General features: G+C 63.7%; 21 protein-coding genes. 6 read left to right on the top strand and 15 right to left on the bottom strand.

Annotation, left to right across the window (positions count from 1 at the left end; all coding sequences use genetic code 11):
• Positions 1–38: 38 nt before the first annotated feature.
• Genes ACOQOU_RS16840 through ACOQOU_RS16825 form a run of 4 tightly spaced genes read left to right on the top strand, consistent with a single transcriptional unit; the run spans position 39 to position 4,948 of the window.
• Positions 39–1,367: a carbohydrate ABC transporter permease gene (locus ACOQOU_RS16840; protein WP_306024775.1), complete on the top strand. Its 1,329-nt coding sequence runs from the start codon at positions 39–41 to the stop codon at positions 1,365–1,367.
• Entirely contained in the window at positions 1,367–2,596 is a 1,230-nt protein-coding gene (locus ACOQOU_RS16835) for a carbohydrate ABC transporter permease (RefSeq protein WP_306024774.1), read from the top strand. Before ACOQOU_RS16840 ends, ACOQOU_RS16835 begins: the two co-directional genes overlap by 1 nt.
• A gap of 2 nt (positions 2,597–2,598) precedes the next feature.
• Positions 2,599–3,885: an MGH1-like glycoside hydrolase domain-containing protein gene (locus ACOQOU_RS16830; protein WP_306024773.1), complete on the top strand. Its 1,287-nt coding sequence runs from the start codon at positions 2,599–2,601 to the stop codon at positions 3,883–3,885.
• A 10-nt stretch (positions 3,886–3,895) separates the two neighbouring features.
• Positions 3,896–4,948: an ABC transporter ATP-binding protein gene (locus ACOQOU_RS16825; RefSeq protein WP_306024772.1), complete on the top strand. Its 1,053-nt coding sequence runs from the start codon at positions 3,896–3,898 to the stop codon at positions 4,946–4,948.
• A gap of 9 nt (positions 4,949–4,957) precedes the next feature.
• Here ACOQOU_RS16825 and hppD read toward each other — a convergent pair whose 3' ends face one another.
• The gene (gene hppD / locus ACOQOU_RS16820; protein ID WP_306024771.1) at positions 4,958–6,082 is read right to left on the bottom strand and encodes a 4-hydroxyphenylpyruvate dioxygenase; all 1,125 of its coding nucleotides are present in this window, start codon (positions 6,080–6,082) and stop codon (positions 4,958–4,960) included.
• A gap of 120 nt (positions 6,083–6,202) precedes the next feature.
• Between hppD and ACOQOU_RS16815 the strand changes: the two genes are divergently transcribed.
• Entirely contained in the window at positions 6,203–6,679 is a 477-nt protein-coding gene (locus ACOQOU_RS16815) for an Lrp/AsnC family transcriptional regulator (protein WP_245412896.1), read from the top strand.
• Between the two features lie 67 nt (positions 6,680–6,746).
• A complete protein-coding gene (locus tag ACOQOU_RS16810; RefSeq protein WP_306024770.1) occupies positions 6,747–7,175 on the top strand; it encodes a hypothetical protein in 429 nt (142 codons plus the stop codon).
• A 13-nt stretch (positions 7,176–7,188) separates the two neighbouring features.
• Here ACOQOU_RS16810 and ACOQOU_RS16805 read toward each other — a convergent pair whose 3' ends face one another.
• From ACOQOU_RS16805 to ACOQOU_RS16740, 14 genes are all read right to left on the bottom strand, one after another.
• Positions 7,189–7,662 (bottom strand): hypothetical protein, encoded by a 474-nt coding sequence (locus tag ACOQOU_RS16805; protein WP_109766066.1) that lies wholly within the window; start codon positions 7,660–7,662, stop codon positions 7,189–7,191.
• On the bottom strand, positions 7,659–8,051 hold the full coding sequence (locus ACOQOU_RS16800) for a hypothetical protein (protein WP_109766065.1): 393 nt from the start codon (positions 8,049–8,051) through the stop codon (positions 7,659–7,661). The genes ACOQOU_RS16805 and ACOQOU_RS16800 overlap by 4 nt, the downstream gene beginning before the upstream one ends.
• Entirely contained in the window at positions 8,048–8,446 is a 399-nt protein-coding gene (locus ACOQOU_RS16795; RefSeq protein ID WP_109766064.1) for a hypothetical protein, read from the bottom strand. Before ACOQOU_RS16795 ends, ACOQOU_RS16800 begins: the two co-directional genes overlap by 4 nt.
• An 8-nt stretch (positions 8,447–8,454) precedes the next feature.
• Entirely contained in the window at positions 8,455–8,868 is a 414-nt protein-coding gene (locus ACOQOU_RS16790) for a hypothetical protein (protein ID WP_306024769.1), read from the bottom strand.
• 1 nt (position 8,869) lies between these two features.
• On the bottom strand, positions 8,870–9,625 hold the full coding sequence (locus tag ACOQOU_RS16785; protein ID WP_306024768.1) for a flagellar biosynthetic protein FliR: 756 nt from the start codon (positions 9,623–9,625) through the stop codon (positions 8,870–8,872).
• The gene (flhA, locus tag ACOQOU_RS16780; protein WP_245412895.1) at positions 9,622–11,709 is read right to left on the bottom strand and encodes a flagellar biosynthesis protein FlhA; all 2,088 of its coding nucleotides are present in this window, start codon (positions 11,707–11,709) and stop codon (positions 9,622–9,624) included. The genes ACOQOU_RS16785 and flhA overlap by 4 nt, the downstream gene beginning before the upstream one ends.
• 133 nt (positions 11,710–11,842) lie before the next feature.
• Positions 11,843–12,109 carry a flagellar biosynthetic protein FliQ gene (locus ACOQOU_RS16775; protein ID WP_109766060.1) on the bottom strand — a complete coding sequence of 89 codons (267 nt, stop codon included), beginning with the start codon at positions 12,107–12,109 and terminating at the stop codon, positions 11,843–11,845.
• A 28-nt stretch (positions 12,110–12,137) separates the two neighbouring features.
• On the bottom strand, positions 12,138–12,536 hold the full coding sequence (gene flgD, locus ACOQOU_RS16770) for a flagellar hook assembly protein FlgD (RefSeq protein WP_109766059.1): 399 nt from the start codon (positions 12,534–12,536) through the stop codon (positions 12,138–12,140).
• Positions 12,537–12,540: 4 nt separating this feature from the next.
• The gene (gene flbT, locus ACOQOU_RS16765; protein ID WP_109766058.1) at positions 12,541–12,996 is read right to left on the bottom strand and encodes a flagellar biosynthesis repressor FlbT; all 456 of its coding nucleotides are present in this window, start codon (positions 12,994–12,996) and stop codon (positions 12,541–12,543) included.
• On the bottom strand, positions 12,993–13,340 hold the full coding sequence (gene flaF / locus ACOQOU_RS16760) for a flagellar biosynthesis regulator FlaF (protein ID WP_109766057.1): 348 nt from the start codon (positions 13,338–13,340) through the stop codon (positions 12,993–12,995). The genes flbT and flaF overlap by 4 nt, the downstream gene beginning before the upstream one ends.
• 20 nt (positions 13,341–13,360) lie before the next feature.
• Positions 13,361–14,404, bottom strand: a complete 1,044-nt coding sequence (locus tag ACOQOU_RS16755; protein ID WP_109766056.1) for a flagellar hook-associated family protein — start codon at positions 14,402–14,404, stop codon at positions 13,361–13,363.
• A gap of 4 nt (positions 14,405–14,408) precedes the next feature.
• Complete coding sequence (gene flgK, locus ACOQOU_RS16750) at positions 14,409–15,872, bottom strand: flagellar hook-associated protein FlgK (protein WP_306024767.1); 1,464 nt, start codon at positions 15,870–15,872, stop codon at positions 14,409–14,411.
• 104 nt (positions 15,873–15,976) lie between these two features.
• Entirely contained in the window at positions 15,977–17,227 is a 1,251-nt protein-coding gene (locus tag ACOQOU_RS16745) for a flagellar hook protein FlgE (protein ID WP_109766054.1), read from the bottom strand.
• 35 nt (positions 17,228–17,262) lie between these two features.
• Positions 17,263–18,000 (bottom strand): response regulator transcription factor, encoded by a 738-nt coding sequence (locus ACOQOU_RS16740; protein WP_375567300.1) that lies wholly within the window; start codon positions 17,998–18,000, stop codon positions 17,263–17,265.
• Between the last annotated feature and the right edge of the window lie 161 nt (positions 18,001–18,161).

Genomic DNA, 18,161 nt, shown 5'->3' with positions numbered 1-18,161 from the left:
GACCAGAATCCGCCCGGCCGTTCGCCGGCAGCCCAGCCATGGCAACCACCGACCACGCCGATCAGGTGACGACCGCAGCGCCATCGTCAGCGGCAGCGCCGCCCAAAACGCTCGGACCGCTAGCACGCCGCGAGCGGAACCTGGCCTATTCGATGCTGCTGCCGACTTTCGGCATCGTGATGGCGGTCGTGCTCATGCCGCTGCTCGCCAATTTCTGGATATCCTTCAAACCGGTCGGGCTGGGCGATCTGAGGCCCGCAAGCCTGTTCGTCAATGAGCGCCTGCGCGGCGATCTCGAGGCGGCGGGCGATGTGGCGACGCTGGAATATCGCGTCCGCAACTCGTCGCAGGATGCGCCGCTGCGCGATGCCGGCTTTTCCGACACGATCCCCGAGGGGCTCGCGCCAACCGGCGATCTCGATCCGCGATGCACGCTGGACGGCCGGCTTTTGGACTGTGCACTCGGCGAGGTGGAACCGCGCTTTCGCGACCGGATCCGCATCGAGGTGACGGCGACGCAAGCCTACTTGGACAATCCTGTCCGGCCGCGCGACAGCGAAGCGGCCAGCCGCGCCACATCGGACAATGTGCTGACCAGCCTCGAGTTCACGTTCGAGAATTTCACCAAGGTGTTTTCGGCGGCCGAGTTCTGGCACGTGCTGCGCGTGACGATCTACTACACGATCTTCGCCACGCTCGGCGCTTTGGTGCTGGGCCTGTTTGCCGCGCAGATGCTCAACACCGCCTTCCGGGGGCGCACCGTGCTGCGCGGCCTGTTCCTGTTCCCCTATGTGGCGCCGGTGATCGCCGTCGCCTTCACCTGGGTGCTGCTGCTCGATCCGTTCTCCGGCACGCTGAACGCCATATTGCGGCAGATGGGCGTGCTGGAAACGCCGATCAACTTCCTCGGCCAGCGGGCGGTGCCGCTCGATTTCTTCGGCCTGACGATCAACTTCCCCGTGGCGCTATCGGCGGTGATCGGCATCGAAGCGTGGCGCAGCTTTCCGCTCGCCTTCCTGTTCATCCTGGCGCGGATGCAGTCGATTTCGTCCGACATGTACGAAGCAGCCGAGATGGACGGCGCGACGCCGCTGCAGCAGTTCTGGTACATCTCGCTGCCGCAGCTCGTCGGCATTCTGGCCATCCTGTTCCTTTTGCGTTTCATCTGGACGTTCAACAATTTCGACGACATCTTCCTTCTGACCGGCGGCGCGGCCGGCACTCGCACGATGACGGTCAATGTTTATGAGCAGGCCTTTGCGGTCTCGAACCTGGGCGCCGGCGCTGCGGTGGCGGTGGTCGTCTTCCTCGTCCTTTTGTGCTTCTCGCTGATCATCTTCAAATATTCGCCGCAGGACGAGGGCTGATGGCACCGGGGTTCGGCACGCTGACAGGACTTGTCGCGGGCGCCATCTGGGGCCTTGTCTGGATGATCGTGATTGCGGTCACCTTCATGCTCGTCTCCGGCGCGATCACCGTGCCGCCCATCGGCGCGGCGATGCTGGCGGGTGCCGCGTGCGGCGCGCTGATCATGGCGTTCCGGCCCGACGCACGCACGCCGGGGCTGACGATCGCCGCGATCGCCACGGTCGGGATCGTGCTGGTCCTTTTCACCTTCGGTGCTCCGCTCGGCCTGCCGCTCGGCACGGCGCCGATCGCGCAACTGGTCGCGTTCGCCGCCTTTGTCGGCCTGACCTGGCTGGGCGTTCATTCCAGCGTGCACGGGCAACCGTCCGGACGGCTGACCCGCTACCAGTTCGAGGTGATCGTGATCCGGCTCGCCAAGGGGCTGGGGCTGGTCTTCTTCACGGTGCTGGTGGCCCTGCCCTTTTACGTGATGGTGATGACGAGCCTGAAGAACCAGGCGCAACTGATTGCCAACCCGCTCGATTTCTCGATTGACCTCGGCCAGGGCTTTGCCGGGCTGTTCCGCTCCTACATCGAACTGTTCACCATCTACAATTTCGGCACCTTCCTGTTGAACACAGCCATTGTCGCGGTCGGCACTGTGATCATCACGCTCGCCTTTGCCGTGCCCGGCGCTTATGCGGTGGCCCGGCTGCGCTTTCCGGGCCAGCAGTTCCTCTCCCGCTCGATCCTGATGATCTACATGGTGCCGGCGATCGTGCTGGTGATTCCGCTTTACGCCGTCTTCTCGCAGCTTGGGTTGCGCAACACGCTGACCGGACTTCTGATCGTCTATCCGGCGACGACCATCCCCGTCGCGCTCTACATGCTGCAGGGCTATTTCCGCGGCATTCCGTCCGAGCTCGAGGAAGCGGGTCTGATGGACGGGCTGACGCGCGCCGGCGTCATCGGCAAGATCACCCTGCCGCTGTCGCTGCCGGCGCTCGCCTCGGTCGCGCTCTACGTCTTCATGATCGCGTGGAACGAGTTCCTGTTCGCCTTCATGTTCCTCGACAATATCGACCTGTTCACGCTGGCGCGCGGCGTCTACTCACTCGATTCCTCGGAGGTGCCGCGCCAGCATCTGATGGCCGGCGCGGTGATCGCGACCGTGCCGGTGCTGGTGCTGTTCCTGTGGTTCGAGCGGTTCCTCGTGTCCGGCCTGACCGCCGGCAGTGTGAAAGGCTGATCATGGCGCCATCGCTTTCCGAACACGCCATCGCGATCCTCCACGCCAACGACCGGGGCGGCTACACCGTGCCGACCAAGGGTCTCTATCCCTATCAGTGGAACTGGGATTCGGCGTTCGCGGCGCTCGGCTTTGCCGCCTTCGACCGGAACCGGGCGTGGCGCGAGATCGAGACGCTGTTTGAGGGGCAATGGGACGACGGGATGGTGCCGCACATCATCTTCCGCAACCATGATCCGAGCTATTTTCCCGGCCCCGATGTGTGGCAGTCCGACACGGTGCCGCAGACATCGGGCCACTCCCAGCCGCCGGTCGCGGCAACCGTCATGCGCTGGCTCGTGGAGACCGGCGACCGCGACGACGACAAGCGCGCCCACGACCTGTTCGAGCGGCTTTTGGCCTGGCATGACTGGTGGCACCGCTATCGCGATCCCGACGGCACGGGGCTGGTCGGCATCGTCCATCCGTGGGAATCAGGCCGCGACAACTGCCCGGACTGGGACATCGGCATGAACCGGATCACGGTGCCGGACGATCTGGGCGAATATCACCGCCGCGACACCGACTGGGTCGATCCGTCCGAACGGCCGACCAAGATCACCTATGACCGCTATCTGACGATCGTCAAATTCGGCCGCGAGTGCGGCTGGGACCACGAGAAGATCACGCGCGACGGCCCGTTCCTGATGGCCGATCCGTGCGTGCAGTTCGTCCTGATGCGGGCGGACCGCGATCTGCTCAAGCTGGCCGAACGGTTCGAGCATGGCCGGGCGATGAAGATGATCCGGGAGTGGATCGCCCGCGATTTCGACGGCGCTCAGGCCATGTGGAGCGATGAGGCGCGCGGCTTTGTGGCGGTCGATCTGCGCAATGGCGGGTACAAGTCGACCGCCATCACCAATGCATCCATGCTGGCCTGGTATGCCGGCGCGGGCACAAGAGAGCAGCGCGATGAGATGGCCGATCAGGCGCGCGCCATTTTCGACATCTGCCAGTTCGCCTTTCCCAGCTGGGATCCGCGCCATGACAGTTTTGAATCCCGCCGCTACTGGCGCGGGCCCGTCTGGAACATGATGAACTGGATGATTGCCTCGGGTCTGGACATGAACGGCCATCGGGATCTGGCGATGCGGCTGCGGCACGATTGCCGGAAGCTCGTCGCGCAGTCGGGCTTTTTTGAATATTTCGACCCGCTGACGGGCGAAGGGCTGGGCGGGCCCGAGTTCACCTGGACCGCGGCGATCCACCTGGCGCTCGAGCACGAATTCGGCGCGGCCGCGGCGGCATAGGAGACGCACCATGGGTTCGATCACGCTGCACAAGGTGGAAAAGTGGTTCGGCGAACTGCAGGTCATCAAAGGCGTGGACCTTGAGATCGGCGACGGCGAGTTCGTCATCTTCGTCGGCCCGTCCGGATGCGGAAAGTCCACGCTTCTGCGGCTGATTTCAGGCCTTGAGGAGGCCTCGCGCGGACAGGTCTTCATCAATGGCGAAGACGTGACCTCCAAGCTGCCGTCGGAGCGCAAGCTGTCGATGGTGTTCCAGTCCTATGCGCTCTATCCGCACATGTCGGTCGGCGAAAACATGGGGTTCGGCCTGAAGACGGCAGGCGCCCCGCGTGCCGAAATCCGGCATAAGGTTGCAGAGGCGGCCCGCATCCTCAAGCTCGAAGACTATCTGGACCGCAAGCCCAAGGCGCTGTCGGGCGGCCAGCGCCAGCGCGTCGCCATCGGCCGGGCGATCACGCGCGAGCCGGTCGGCTTCCTGTTCGACGAACCGCTGTCGAACCTCGATGCGGCGCTGCGTGTCGAGATGCGGTTCGAGATCGCCAAGCTGCACGAGACGCTCGGCACGACGATGATCTACGTCACGCACGACCAGGTCGAGGCGATGACGCTGGCCGACAAGATCGTCGTCCTCGATTTCGGCGTCATCAAGCAGGTGGGCACGCCTCGCGACCTCTACGAGAAGCCGGACAATCTGTTTGTCGCCCAATTCATCGGGTCGCCCAAGATGAACGTTTTCGACTGCGAGACCGACGGCAATCTGTACCATCTCGACGGCCACGGCACCGGACCGTTCGAGCGCGAGGCGGGCAGAAGCGCGGTCAAGATGGGCGTGCGGCCAGAGCACATCCAGGTCGTCGGGGCCGCCGAAGGCACCGTGACGGGCCGGGTCGAAGTGACCGAATATCTGGGGGCCGACACGTTCCTCTATGTCGATTGCGGCGCACTCGGGCAGATCGTCGTGCGCACCACCGGCGCCAACAACGATCTGCGCGGCAAGACGGTGGGCCTGGCGTTCGATCCGGCCCACCTGCACTTTTTTGACGAGAACGAGCTGGCGGTTTGACCCTGGGCGCTACTCGGCCGCTTCCACTGCCAGTTCGCCGGTCGCGATCTGCTCGGCTTCGATCGACTCGAACAGGGCGCGGAAATTGCCCTCGCCGAAGCCCTCGTCGCCCTTGCGCTGGATGAACTCGAAGAAGATCGGACCGATCACCGTCTTCGAGAATATCTGCAGCAGGATCTTGGTCATCCTGTCACCATTGGCGTTGTCGAAGACACCTTCCCCGTCGATGAGGATGCCATGCTTCTTCATGCGGTCGATCGGCTCGTCGTGGCCGTTCACGCGGCTTTGCGACCTGCGGTAATAGGTCTCCGGCGGGCCGGGCATGAATTCGAGGCCGTTGTCGGCCAGCCGGTCCGTTGCGTCATAGATCGCATCGGTACCGACGGCGATGTGCTGGATGCCCTCGCCCTTGTATTTGCGCAAATAGCTCTCGATCTGGCTCTTGTCGTCCGTGCCCTCGTTGAGCGGGATGCGGATTTTCCCGCAGGGCGATGTGATCGCGCGGCTGATCAGACCGGTCAGCTTGCCTTCAATGTCGAAGAAGTGGATCTGCGTGAAGCCGAACAGGTCGCGGTAGAAGGCCCACCACTTGTCCATGTTGCCGCGATAGACGTTGTGGGTCAGGTGATCGAGATAGTAGAAGCCGAACCCTTCCGGCTTGGGATCGCGCTTGCCGATCCATTCGAACTCGGCGTCGTAGGCCGAGCCCTTGTCGCCATATGTGTCGATGAAATAGATCAGCGATCCGCCGATGCCGACGATGGCGGGGACATCGAGCGCCTTGTCATCGCCGGTATACGGTTCGGCGCCCAGACTGACGGCGTGGGCGAAGGCATGTTCGGCATCGACTACCCGCCAGGCCATGGACGGCGCGCACGGACCGTGCTCGCCGACAAAGCGCATGGCGTGGCTGCCGGGTTCGGCGTTGACGATGTAGTTGACGTCGCCCTGACGCCAGACGGTGATCGCCTTGGACCGGTGACGGGCCACGGGCTGATAGCCCATCCTGGCAAACAGGCGCTCCAGTTCGGCAGGATCGGGATGAGCGAACTCGACGAACTCGAAGCCGTCCGTGCCGGCGGGGTTCTTCTCGGTGATCTCGGCTGTCGGCGCGTCGTGCGGAAACGGACCCATGACACTTCTCCCAAATGGTTGTTTTGCTCCAGTCTACCGCAATCGGGATGCAAGATGCTTGCAAACTTCGCGTCCAGGCATAAGAATACGCACGATGTTTGCATGAATTGGAGGAATTGCGTGAACGATCCAGCACTCGATCGCCAAGACCGCACAATTCTCGCGGCATTGCAGCAAAACGGAAGGCTGACCAACAACGAACTGGCGGACCAGATCGGGCTGTCGCCGTCGCAATGCTCGCGGCGCCGCGCACGGCTCGAGGAGACCGGCCTGATCTCTGGATATCATGCCGTCATCGACCGGGAGCGCGCGGGCTTTGCGCTGGTCTCGATCATATCGGTGACGCTTGCGACACATACCGAGGGCAATGCGGAGCGCTTCGCGCGGCTGGTCCGGGCCTCGCCAAACATTTTGGAAGCGCACGCGCTGACCGGCGAGATGGACTATTCGATCAAGGTCGTCACCGAAGACTTGCACGCGCTGTCCGACTTCATAAACCGCACGCTGCTCGCCCACGAGGCGGTGCAGAACGTCAAGACCGCGATCGTGCTCAACACGGTGAAGGACACGTCGGCACTGCCGCTCGCGGCGGAGTGAGGCGCGCTCCCGCCACCGGCCCCGCGCAAGGCTGGTACGCCATGGTCGCACCGTCAAAGGATGCGGAGTGGCGATGCAGGCCGTCAGCACGATCGGAACCGGGATTGCCGTTGCCCTTCTCGCAGTGGGCGGCGCCTATCTCGGCGCTTTCTGGGACAATCTGTTCGGTGACAGCGGCGCGCCGGCGCCGGTCATCGCCCTGACGCGAACCGTCGAACTGCCGCCGGTCTCGGTTCCCATCTATCAAGACCGGGCACGGGTCGGCTATTGCGTGGTAACCGCATCGGTGGACCTGCCGAACGGCTATTCGGATGAAGATTTCCAGATGGCGGTCACCAGCGTCGCCGACTCCATGCTGCGCAAATTGTCGGTCGTGGCTGTCGGCGAAGACGTTCCTGCCCTTTGCGCCGCGCAACTCGACCAGGCGCCGGACGCCTACACGATCGTCAAGTCTGAATATTTCCAGACCGTGCGTGCCGTTCCCGGCGCGTCCTGACGATCCGATCCGATCAATTGTCGAAGGAAATCACCGGCTGCCGGATTTCCGGCGATTGCAGATAGTCGAGCTGCCGCACCGAAAGCGCGCTAACGAGCGGCGCGCCGGCCGTTTCGTTGATCGCCACTTTCAGCCCGTCCGCCAGTTCGTCCACCCCCATCGGACCGCCGACCCAGAAAGTCTCGGCAGCGTTGCGGTAGAAGAAGATGTTGGCCGCGTGGGTGACCACCGTGGTCAGCGGAAGCTGCCGTTCGTCGACGATGGCACCGTCATAGGAGATCACGTAACGGCCGATAATGTAGCCGTTGATCCGGCCGGGCAGGATCAGCGGCGTGGCGATCAGGTCGGTGCGCAGCGTTGTCGAGGCCTGTTCGGCGTGTTTTTCGTTGACGGCACCATCGGTGCCCGGCGCCATTGTGGCGCCGCCATAGAGCCCGCCGAGCGAGGCGGTGGTTGCGACCGCAACGACGGCGAACCGGGCGATCACAGATAGGCAGCCGGTTTGGCGCGCGCCGGATTCCCATAGGTTCCGTCCGACGGCATGGCGCCCGACAGCTCCTCGACGACGCCGATCGCGTCGCCCACGGCAACGATGTGCGCCTGGAGCAGCGATTCGTTGAGCGCAACCGCCTCGCGCAACTGGCCGAACGCGGTCTTGGCATGGGCGTGAGTGAGAATGGAGCGATCGTCGCCAACCGCAAGCTCCAATTCGTAGAGACATCGGTTCTTGGCCTCGACGAACCCCGACAGGTCGGCGGCGGGATTGTCCCTGATCGCGGCGCACTCGCCCCTGATGATCCCGGTCAGCCGCGCAACGATGCGCAGGACCGTCTCGGTGTCGGCGCCCCCGCCCGGCGCCGCCTGTTCAGCGATCATGTCCCATCTCCCGATCCATAATGCCCCTCAAGCTGTGATGCGATGCCCAGATCGATGCCTTCGGCAATCCGGGCGCCGAACTGTTCGGCCATGAATGATGCGTAATAGTCGCTGCCAAGCCCCTCGCCGAAGAAGCCGCCCTCCTCGGAGGTCATCACGCTTTGCAGCATCTGTTGGACGAGCAGCGTTTCAAGCTGCTTCCAGCCGGGTTTTTCCGCCGGCTGCGCACGAACCGTTTCGGCGCCTGACGCCGCGTCCTGCGCCGCGACCTGATCGACCGCCCTGGCGAACGCCACATCGCCGGCGGAAGCCGCCTGCCTTACCGCCGCTGCGGCGGAATCGGGACGGGCCGCATCGCCGGTGGCGGCGGCTGGTGTCAGGGGAGCAACATCCATGATGTCGACTATGGACGGCGAGGCTTGCGGGAAACTTGATTCGCTGCCGAAAACTGCCGGTCAAGCATCTCGCCCAACTGCTTTTCGGACGCCGAGCGCTCTTCGGCCCGGCGCGCCCTGGCGGCCGCGCGCTCGAGCGGCCTGACGCGTGCGGTTTCTCCGGCCAGCCGTTCGCGAGCCGTTTGCTCGCGCCTGGCCAGCGCGGCCTTTTCCGCATTCAGCGACCGGGCCCGCTCGACATAGAAGTCGAGCAGCGGCAGCGTACGCGCGTCGGGCTCGGCGGCCCAGCGCTCAAGCGAGGCGATCTCGCCCGACTTGGCATCGAGGGCGCCGGCGGTTGCGGCATGCTCGACGCGCGCCATGGCGGCCATCGCCTCCTGGGCGCGGATCAGCCGCTTGATGTCGGACGAGGATCGCTTCATGTCAGTTGCCCGTGTAGAGCGCGGCGAAATTGCCGCCAAAGACGCTGAGAATGAATGGCAGGTTGAAATAGAGCATTGCCAGCGCGCCCAGCAGCATGGCGGGCAGCGCGACGAAATAGATCGGGATCTGTACCGCGAGCTTGTTGAGCGCGCCGACCAGCATGTTGGCGATGATCGCAAAGCCGATGAACGGGCTTCCCAGCCGCAGCGCGATCGAGAATGTCACCGCCAGCGTGTCGACCAGATCGGCCAGCAGCACCGCGGGGTCGGGAAAGCTTCCCGCCGGGAAGATGTCGTAGGAGGCGAGCGCCGCGCGCAGGACGATGTGGTGGAAGTCGGCGGCAAACAGGATCAGGAGCGCGGTAAACGAGACCAGCGTCGTCAAAGCGGCCTGCGGTTCCTGCCCCTCGATGTTGGGGCCGAGCATGCCGCCATAGCCGACCGACATGGCGACCGCCGACATGATGAATTCGAGCGCCAGAATGTAGATGCGCGCGACAAGGCCGATGGCCGCGCCGATCATCAGTTCGGAGACAATGGCGCGGGAGACATCGTCGAGACTGTCGGGATCGACCCGCCCCAGAAGATCGGCCGCCATCAGCGGGAACAGCGCCACCGTCAGCGCGACGGCGGCAAGGAGGCGGATCCGAACCGCCACGCGGGCGCTCGAAAAGCCCGGAATGATCATCAGGACGGCGCCGACGCGGCAGAACAGAAGGAAGCCCGCCATCAGGTTGGCTTCGATCAGCGCGTTCACGACAGCGTGCCCACGATCCGTATCTCGATGCCCTTGCCGATCTCCAGATGCGACATGACCGCGACATCGGGGTGCATGCGTTCGACGATCATGCGCACATAGGGACGCGCCTCGGGCGTGGTGACGATGGCGATCCGGTCGTGGCGGGCCTTCTGCTCGGTGATCTCCCTGCCGATCTCGGTGCCGAATTCCTCGAGCTGGCGGGGGTCGATGTCGAACTGGGCGATCTCGCCGGTGGAGTCGCGCTTGAGCGCCTCGCGGAAGGCCAGCTCCCAGCGATTGCCGAGCCGGACGATGCTGAGCACGCCGTCGACGGTCAGATCCCCGCACAGTTGCTGGGCCATGCGGGCGCGCACATGCTCGACAATGGTCTCGGATTTGCGCGTGGTCGGCGCGATCTCGGCCACGGCCTCGATGATCAGCGGCAGATTGCGGATCGAAACCCGCTCGGCCAGAAGCAGCTTGAGCACCGCCTGGAAGCCGGGATAGGTGGCATGCGTGGTGCAGATCTCGTCGGCGAGCTTGCGGTATTCGGGCTCCATGTCGTTGATCAGCGTCTTCATCGCCTTGTAGGAGAAGAGCTGCGGCAGGTTGTTGCGCACCACCTCGCTCAGATGGGTCAGGATCACGCTGACATTGTCGGCGGTGGCGATGTTCATGCGCCGCAGATCGTCACGGAAGGTTTCCATCACCGATAGCGCCTCGCCTCCGAAGGCGGGCTCGCGCACGGCCGTGTGGGGGATGCCGCGGATCGCCTGCGGATCGGCGAACGCCAAAAGCTCGCCGACACGCAGTTCATGCTCGACCACGGTCGTGCCGTAAATCTTGATGCGATAGGCCTTGGGCGGCACGTCATATTCGTCGACAAGCTGCACGTCCGGCACGACGAACCCGTACTCCTGAGCGAAGCGCTTGCGCATCTGTTTCATCCGGTGCGCCATGTCCTTCTGCTTGGGCAGAAGCTGCGTTGCGAGCTGCTTGCCCAGCGAAAGCTGGATTTCCGGCACGGCGAGCGAGCTCTTGACGGAATCGCGGGTCTCGCGCTTTTTGGCCTCTTCCTCGTCGTCGATCACCTTTTGCTGTTTTTGGGCTTCGACCGAGCGGAACAGCGGCCGCAGATAGGCGATCGCCGTCATGCCGGCGGCGAGCATAAGGAACGGTACGGCCGGAAGGCCCGGCATCAGGCCGAGGATTGTCAGAAGGCCGGCGGCGACGAACAGGGCGCGCGGATAGTTGCCGAGCTGGTCGAACACGATCTTGTCGGCCGAGCCCTGGTTGCCGCCCTTGGAAACCAGCAGGCCCGCGGCGAGCGACACGACAAGTGCGGGGATCTGCGAAACGAGCCCGTCGCCGACAGACAGTTTGGTGAAGACATCGGCCGCCTCGCCCATCGACATGTTGTGGCGGGTAACGCCGATGATGATGCCGCCGACGATGTTGATGGCGGTGATCAGAAGGCCGGCGATCGCGTCGCCGCGCACGAACTTGGAGGCACCGTCCATCGACCCGTAGAAGGAGCTTTCCTCTTCGAGCTCCTTGCGCCGGCGGCGCGCCTCGGCTTCGTCGATGACACCGGCGGAAAGGTCCGCATCGATCGACATCTGCTTGCCGGGAATGGCGTCGAGCGTGAACCGGGCGCCCACCTCGGCGATGCGGGTCGAACCCTTGGTGATGACGACGAAGTTGACGACGACCAGGATCAGGAAGACGACCAAGCCGATGACGAAATCGCCGCTCATCACGAAGCTGGAAAAGCCGGCGATGACGCTGCCGGCGGCATCGACGCCCTCATGGCCGTCCGACAGGATCGCCCGCGTCGTCGCGATGTTCAGCGACAGGCGCAGCATGGTCGAGATCAGCAGGATCGTCGGAAAGGACGAGAAGTCGAGCGGCCGCGGGATCCACAGCGCGACCATCAGGATCAGGACGGAAAAAGCCAGCGACACGGCCAGTCCGACATCGATCATGAAGACCGGGACCGGCAGGAACAGAAGCGACAGCACCATCATGATGCCGATGGCGAAGGTGATGTCGTTGCCGTAGGACGATGGCGCCGATGCCGCCGGGATTTGCACGTTGGCCAAAGCCGTCTCCGAGACCGAGAGGTCCAGCGCGCGTGACCCGTGCGCCGGTCATATCCGCGATCATCGAATCCGGGGCTTGCACGGGGCTGGCGGCAAGCCGGTCAACTGCTGCCCAAAAGCCGGAAATCCGGGCTCAGAAGCCGGTCTGGATGCGGCCGTAGAGCACCTCTGTCATGCGGCCGATCTGTGCGCCCATGAAGGCGGCGGAAAAGGAGATCGTCACGAGGATGACGACGATCTTGGGGATGAAGGTGAGCGTGATTTCCTGAACCTGGGTCAGCGCCTGGAACAGCGCGATCGCAATGCCGACAAACATCGCCGCGAACACGGACGGGCCGGCGGTGACCAGCGTCGTCCAGATCGCAAGCTGGACGATTTCAATGACGTCGGCCTCGGCCATCTTGATGCCTTTTGTGGCCGCAGAGCGGTCAGCTGACGGTCAGGCCCGCGCTCACCGGCACTTCGGTGCCGTCGCTGAGAATGGCGACGGTGCCCTGGCTGAGGATCTTCACCTCGGCCACGGTGCCAGAGGTCAGGCCGTCGGCGGATGTCACCGTCCGCCCGATCAGCGAGCCGGCCTGCTGGAACGATGTCATCTGGATCAGGTAGTCAAGCTTGTCATTGAGCTTGGTCGACTGCTCCACATTGGAGAAGGACGCAAGCTGGGCGATGTATTCGGTGTCGCTGATCGGCTCGGTGGGGTCCTGGTTCTGCATCTGCGCCGTCAGCAGCTTCAGGAAGGCGTCATAGTCCACCGTCTGGGCACTGCCGGTCTGCGATGTGCCGGTCGTTCCCTGGACACCTGTAACTGCGCTGACGTCGGTCATGGCTTCATCCTGCCGCTGCGTGTCGGTCCTCTTGGGCAGGATTATCGCATCCCAGGCTTTCGCCACGCTTGCGTGCAAGAATGCCCGCCTCGACCTCAAAAAGGGCGCGCAGCGCCTTGAGCGCCTCGAAGGTGCGCTCCTCGGCGATCATCACATCGATCTGCTTGAGGCCGTTGAGCACCTCGGCGCTGTCGAAAGTCGCCAGCAGCGCCTTGACCGAATCCTTGTAAAGCTTTGCTGCCGCAGGCTTTTCGGACGGCGACATCAGCATGATCTGGATGATGAAATAGAGCTGTTTGAGCGGCGTGTCGGCGTCCTCGACCTGCAGCACGTGGTTTTCGAGCAGGAAGTCGACATCGTTGAGCAGTTCGATGCCGACCTTGCGGTCGGCCCGCAGCACCGCGCCATTGATGAAGACGCGTTCGTTGGCCTTGAGGAAAAGTTTGAACGTGCCCTTCATTTCAGCCCGTCCCGGATGATGGCCGTGATGTCGCGGATTTCCGAAATCGATCCCTGTTCGCCGATGCGCACCGCATCGGCCTCCTTGAGGATCCAGATGCCGATCGAGATCAGGCTGGCGCGCAGATCGTCGGGCAGTTCGTTTTCCGGTTCGGCCAGGTCCTGCATCAGATGGGTCCACAGCCGCATCGTGAAATGCATCGCCTCGACCGTCGCCATCGAGTTGGGCCCGTCCTTGAGCGCCTGATCCATCAGGGCAATGGACTGGTCGAGCAATTGCTGTTCCCGCTCACGCGAACCAACAAGGGAATCGGACTCGATTTCGGCGTAACTTACTCGGATCATGATGGCCTTCCTGGCTCTTGTCACAGATAGCGCATAATACTCATCTGCTGGATGCGGGCGGTCGTGGCGTAGGACGCCTCGATCTGGGTCAGAAGATTGGTCAGCGCGGTCGACGCCTCATACTGGTCGACCCCTTCGAGATTGTCGGACAGACGTGTCAACACATCCATCTGGCTGGTCATGGTCTTGTTCTGCCGGTCGATGCGGTTCTCCATCAGGCCGACGCTGCTCTCGAGACCGGTGATGCCCGTGCCGCCGGTCTTGGCGCTGGACATGGCGAACAGGGCCGCCGTGTCACGCGCCTCCTGCGACAGCGGCGCGGCATAAAGCTCCTTGGCGACGACCGCGCCCAGCATGAGCTTGCGGAACCCGTCCTCGTTGGCCGAGACCGAAGCGCTGGCCACGGTGTCGATGCCGATGCGCGCGTTGATCGTCTCGTCGGTGGCGGACGAATAGTCGGTCGTCCAGCCGGCGCCCATGAATTGCGGCTCGAGCACGTTTTCGAGGAAGTCGGTCATTTGCGCGGCGGTGATGCCGGCAGCGGCGGCATCGGTCTTGGCAAAGCCGAAATGGCCTGCGAAGGCGGTGTCGAAAGCGGCCTCCCCGGCGCCGCCCGTATGGGCCGCCATCGGCGCGCTGGCGGTGTTCACGCCGCCGAAGATGTGCACGCCGTTGACCTGGGTGTTAAGCAGGCTGGTGATCTGTTCGATGGCGTTCTGCGACTCCGTCAGCACGACGTTCTTCTGCGCCTCGTCGCCCAGCGACAGGCCGAGCGTGTTGACCAGATCGTCGGAGATCGCGTTGAGCTGCCTGAGCGCGGTCTGCGTCATGTCGAGGCGCGAAGCGGTCACGCCATTGGTGTCGATGATGCGCTTGAGCTGGGCAATGTCCGACTTGAACGAAGCCAGGTTCTCCGAGCGGGCACCCAGGACCAGCCCGCTGTCGGCGAGCTTGCCGGTCACCACTTCCTGCTGCAGGCGCACCAGATCGATCTGCATCGACGCGGTTGCGTTGCGCACCGAGTTGAACATTGAATAAGTGGCGACGTGCGGCGTGACCTTCATGGGGTTACCTCACCGCCGCGAACAAGGTGTCGAACAGCCGGTCGACCACGCTCATGATCCGGGCCGACGCCTCATAGGACTGTTCGAGCGCGATCAGCTTGGTCATCTCCTCGTCGATGGACACGCCCGTCTTGGCCAGATAGTCGCCCGACAGCTTGTCGTGCAGCGCCTTCTTGCTCTGCGAGGCCATGTTCGCGGTCGAGCGCAGATTCTCCACCCAGCCGATCGACGCATCGGCGTAGCCGCTGACAGAACGGTCTCCGGCAATGCCGGCGGTCGCATCGATCGCGCGCGGCGTGTCGAGACCCTGCACAAGGGCCAGCAGATTGTCGGAGTAGGCCGCGCCGCCGGTGGTGTTGGCGACATAGGCCGCGCCGTTGGCGCCGCCGTCGCGCAGAAGCGTCGGATCGCCGCCCTGCTCGGGATCGAAGGCGGCGCTGACGGTCAACGAGGCGGCCATGCCGGGCACCAGCGTGCCCGCCGGCGGGATGCCGGGGCCGCCGGCATAGGTGAAAAGGCCCGCCTGCGCCGGCGCGCCGCCGCCGGTCTGGTCGGTTTCGGCAAAGGTCTCGACGAGGCCCCGCGCGATCTCGTCGAGCTGGGACTGCTGCTGCACGGCGACACTGTCGCGCGCCTGCATCAGCGCGGACAGCTTGCCGGAAGCGGAGGTGTTGGCGCCCTGCCCGACGGTCAGCGGAACCCCATCGATCCGCAAGGGATTGCCGGTCGTCGTCGGCGAATAGGCCGTCTGCGGGTCGAAACTGATGTTTCTGGGCACCGTTTCGAACAGCGTGATTCCCTGGCCGGCGTAGAGCACGAAGTCGTTGTTGTCGCGCTGCACCACCGAGATCGATACATATTCAGACATCTGCTTGAGCAGCGCATCACGCTGGTCGAGCGCGTCGTTGACGTCGGTGCGAAGCTGGGTGCCCTGGACGACCAGGCTGTTGGCGGTTTCGAACTGGTCGAGCAGGCTGCGCAGATCATCGACGCCGGCGGCGATGTCGCGGTCGATCTCGGCGCGGTAGGACTGGATGCCCTGCGATGCGCTGCTGATCGAGCGCGCAAGGTCGCGGGCGGCATCGATCGCCGATGACCCGAGAATGGGATTGGACGCATCGGCGGAGTAAATCTGCAGGGCGTCGCGCAGCGCGCCGATCTTGACCGACGCCGAATTCTGGTTGTCGACGCCGTTCACCGCCGTCTGGAGCCGAGAGGCGGCATCGCCGATCACCCCCTGGCCGGCACTGTCGGACAGGGCGGCGAGCGAACTCTTGAACAGGGCTGGCTGTTCGGCGCGGCCGATCGAGTAGGTGCGGGCGCCGTAGGGCGCGGTCGACACATGCGCCTGGCGACGGACATAATCCTCGTTGCCGGCATCGGTGATGTTGCGCGAGGCAAGCTGTGTCTGCTGAGACACGTTGAACAGCGATGACTGCGCAATCTTGATGGCCGCTGTCAGCGTCATTTCATCTACCTGCCAGACATTCCCGGTTCGGGCGTCGTCCCATCCCAATCATTGAGCGGCATATGTGCCGGCAAGCCGCGCAACAAAGCGCGACACGCCAAAGGTTAACGCTTGAGTGTTAACAAGACGTCCATCAACTCCGATCCGGTCTGAAATACCTTGGAGTTGGCGGTGTAGTTGCGTTGCGCCTGGATCATTTCGGTCAATTCCTCGGCGATATCGACGTTCGAGGATTCGAGCGCGCCGGAGACCAGCGTGCCCAACTCGTCCTCACCGGGGAAGCCGAGGCGCACATCGCCGCTTTCCTGATTGGCGACAAAAACGTTGCCCGAAAGCGAGGTCAGCCGGTCGGGGCTGACGACATTGGCGAGCGGCACGCGGAACAGGGCGCGCAGCGTCTCGTTCTCGAATTGCGCATAGACGGTGCCATCGGCGCCGATGTTGAGCTGCTTGACGGTCGCGGGCGCATTGCCGTCAACACTGACTTCGGCGACCGTGAAGTCGGTGGCAAGCTGCGTCGAGTTGGTCATGTCGAACTCTAGCGGCTGGCCGTTGGGGACCGGTACGGTGAAGCTGGTCGCGCCGCTCAACTGACCGGTCGTGCCGTCGAAGGTGACCGTCTGGGTCGCCAGCGGGCCGGCGCCATAGGGGAAGTTGGTGCCGGCGGCCGCCTGGGACTGATCGAACACCGCGATCTCCCACGTATTGGCCGCGGTCTTGGTCATGTAAACGTCGAGCAGTTGGGAGTCGCCCAGATTGCCATAGGCGAGAATCGAGGTTTTCTGCGAGAATTCGGAGGTGGCGGCGTTGGCCGACGGCAGCGTACCGGTGACGACGGGCGCGCCGGACGGGAAGTTCACCTGGAATGTGCCGAACTGGGATGGAGTTGCGTCCATTGCCGTATTGTCCAGGCGGACGATCTCGGTGCCTTCGAGGCTGTTGGCGGTCACGGCCGGTTCGCCGTTCTCGTAACTGTAACCAGCCAGGAAATAGCCGGCCGAATTGACCAGACGGCCCTCGGCATCGGGAACGAAAGCGCCCGCGCGCGTCATGAAGGAACTGCCGTTCTGATCCTTGACAACGAAGAAGCCGCCGCCATCGACGGCCAGATCGAGCGCCGAACTGGTAAACTGCAGCACGCCCTGCTGGGAGACGTGCTGGCGGACATTGGTGACGATGCCGCCAGAATTGTGGCTGTTGGGAAGATTGTTGACGACCAGCGTCGAGAACTCGACGCCGAGCTTCTTGTATCCCGTCGTCGCGGAGTTGGCGATGTTGTCGGCGACCGTGGAAAGCTTGCTTGCCTGCCCCTGCATACCGGACACGCCGGTGCGCATCATACCGTAAAGACTCATGGGCGGACCCCCTTCTCGCGATTGTGCGAGAAAGGTTACACGACCAAACTTGCCTGAGGCTGCTCTGCGGCGGGCTGGGCGGTCGGCACCGGCGTGCGCAGCGAATCCATGCAAAGCCGGTAACCGAGATAACGGCGCGAATCGATGACGTTGACGCCGAGAATGCGGGTCAGTTTCTTGCGCAGTTTGGAGATGTGGCTCTCGATGACGCACTCCTCGACATGGTCTTCGAGCACGCCGTAGACGGCGTTGTAGACCTGGGTGCGCGAGGCGCGGCGCTCGCCATTGCCGGCCAGATACTCCAGAACGCGGCGCTCCCGGCGCGGCAGCGGGAAGGGCTTGCCGTCGATGAGCGGATCGCGCCCGTCCATGAAGACGCGCAGCCGGCCGCAGTCGATATAGGTCTTGCTCTGCTCGGAGCGGCGGCGGATGGCCGAGATGCGCGCGAGTATCTCGCGGACATGGACGGGCTTGCGCACCACATCGTCGGCGCCGATGTCGAAGCGCTGCAGGGTCTCGTCAAGGGAGCCGGTCTCGAGCATGGCGATGATCGGCACGCGCGTCTTGGCACGCAGCGCATTGATCAGCGTGTCTTCGTCGTTTGTTTGTCCAACCAAGAAAGACTGGATCGTTTGCACTTCTTCCGAAGGTGACGACTCAAGCCAGTCCTGTATTTCCGATGAATTCATCCCGTAAACGGAATACCCAATACGCGAAAACATGCTCCGATACGCGTCCAGCACGGCGCGCCGGTCGTCGACAATTACGATCATGTGTGTTGCCCGCCAAATCAGTCCCCAAACGATGACTTATTGGTATGGCCAGCCGAAACCCCTCTCACCCCCCTGTTTTTTGCCTATTGCACTTCAGGAACGAATCGAAAAACGGGCTGACTGAAGGCAAAAGGCCGTTGAACCGCAAGGCTCGGACAAGT

This window comes from Oceaniradius stylonematis (genome assembly GCF_965223445.1).
GTDB lineage: Bacteria > Pseudomonadota > Alphaproteobacteria > Rhizobiales > Rhizobiaceae > Roseitalea > Roseitalea stylonematis.
This window is presented reverse-complemented; position numbering and strand designations above follow the sequence as displayed.

Coding starts and splice junctions, on each gene's coding strand:
- ACOQOU_RS16755 (WP_109766056.1), bottom strand. CDS start 14,404: ATGAAGGTCACGCCGCACGTCGCCACTTATTCAATGTTCAACTCGGTG.
- hppD (WP_306024771.1), bottom strand. CDS start 6,082: ATGGGTCCGTTTCCGCACGACGCGCCGACAGCCGAGATCACCGAGAAG.
- flaF (WP_109766057.1), bottom strand. CDS start 13,340: ATGATCCGAGTAAGTTACGCCGAAATCGAGTCCGATTCCCTTGTTGGT.
- flbT (WP_109766058.1), bottom strand. CDS start 12,996: ATGAAGGGCACGTTCAAACTTTTCCTCAAGGCCAACGAACGCGTCTTC.
- flgD (WP_109766059.1), bottom strand. CDS start 12,536: ATGACCGACGTCAGCGCAGTTACAGGTGTCCAGGGAACGACCGGCACA.
- ACOQOU_RS16740 (WP_375567300.1), bottom strand. CDS start 18,000: ATGATCGTAATTGTCGACGACCGGCGCGCCGTGCTGGACGCGTATCGG.
- ACOQOU_RS16825 (WP_306024772.1), top strand. CDS start 3,896: ATGGGTTCGATCACGCTGCACAAGGTGGAAAAGTGGTTCGGCGAACTG.
- ACOQOU_RS16830 (WP_306024773.1), top strand. CDS start 2,599: ATGGCGCCATCGCTTTCCGAACACGCCATCGCGATCCTCCACGCCAAC.
- ACOQOU_RS16800 (WP_109766065.1), bottom strand. CDS start 8,051: ATGATCGCTGAACAGGCGGCGCCGGGCGGGGGCGCCGACACCGAGACG.
- ACOQOU_RS16840 (WP_306024775.1), top strand. CDS start 39: ATGGCAACCACCGACCACGCCGATCAGGTGACGACCGCAGCGCCATCG.
- ACOQOU_RS16835 (WP_306024774.1), top strand. CDS start 1,367: ATGGCACCGGGGTTCGGCACGCTGACAGGACTTGTCGCGGGCGCCATC.
- ACOQOU_RS16745 (WP_109766054.1), bottom strand. CDS start 17,227: ATGAGTCTTTACGGTATGATGCGCACCGGCGTGTCCGGTATGCAGGGG.
- ACOQOU_RS16795 (WP_109766064.1), bottom strand. CDS start 8,446: ATGGATGTTGCTCCCCTGACACCAGCCGCCGCCACCGGCGATGCGGCC.
- ACOQOU_RS16775 (WP_109766060.1), bottom strand. CDS start 12,109: ATGGCCGAGGCCGACGTCATTGAAATCGTCCAGCTTGCGATCTGGACG.
- ACOQOU_RS16790 (WP_306024769.1), bottom strand. CDS start 8,868: ATGAAGCGATCCTCGTCCGACATCAAGCGGCTGATCCGCGCCCAGGAG.
- flgK (WP_306024767.1), bottom strand. CDS start 15,872: ATGACGCTGACAGCGGCCATCAAGATTGCGCAGTCATCGCTGTTCAAC.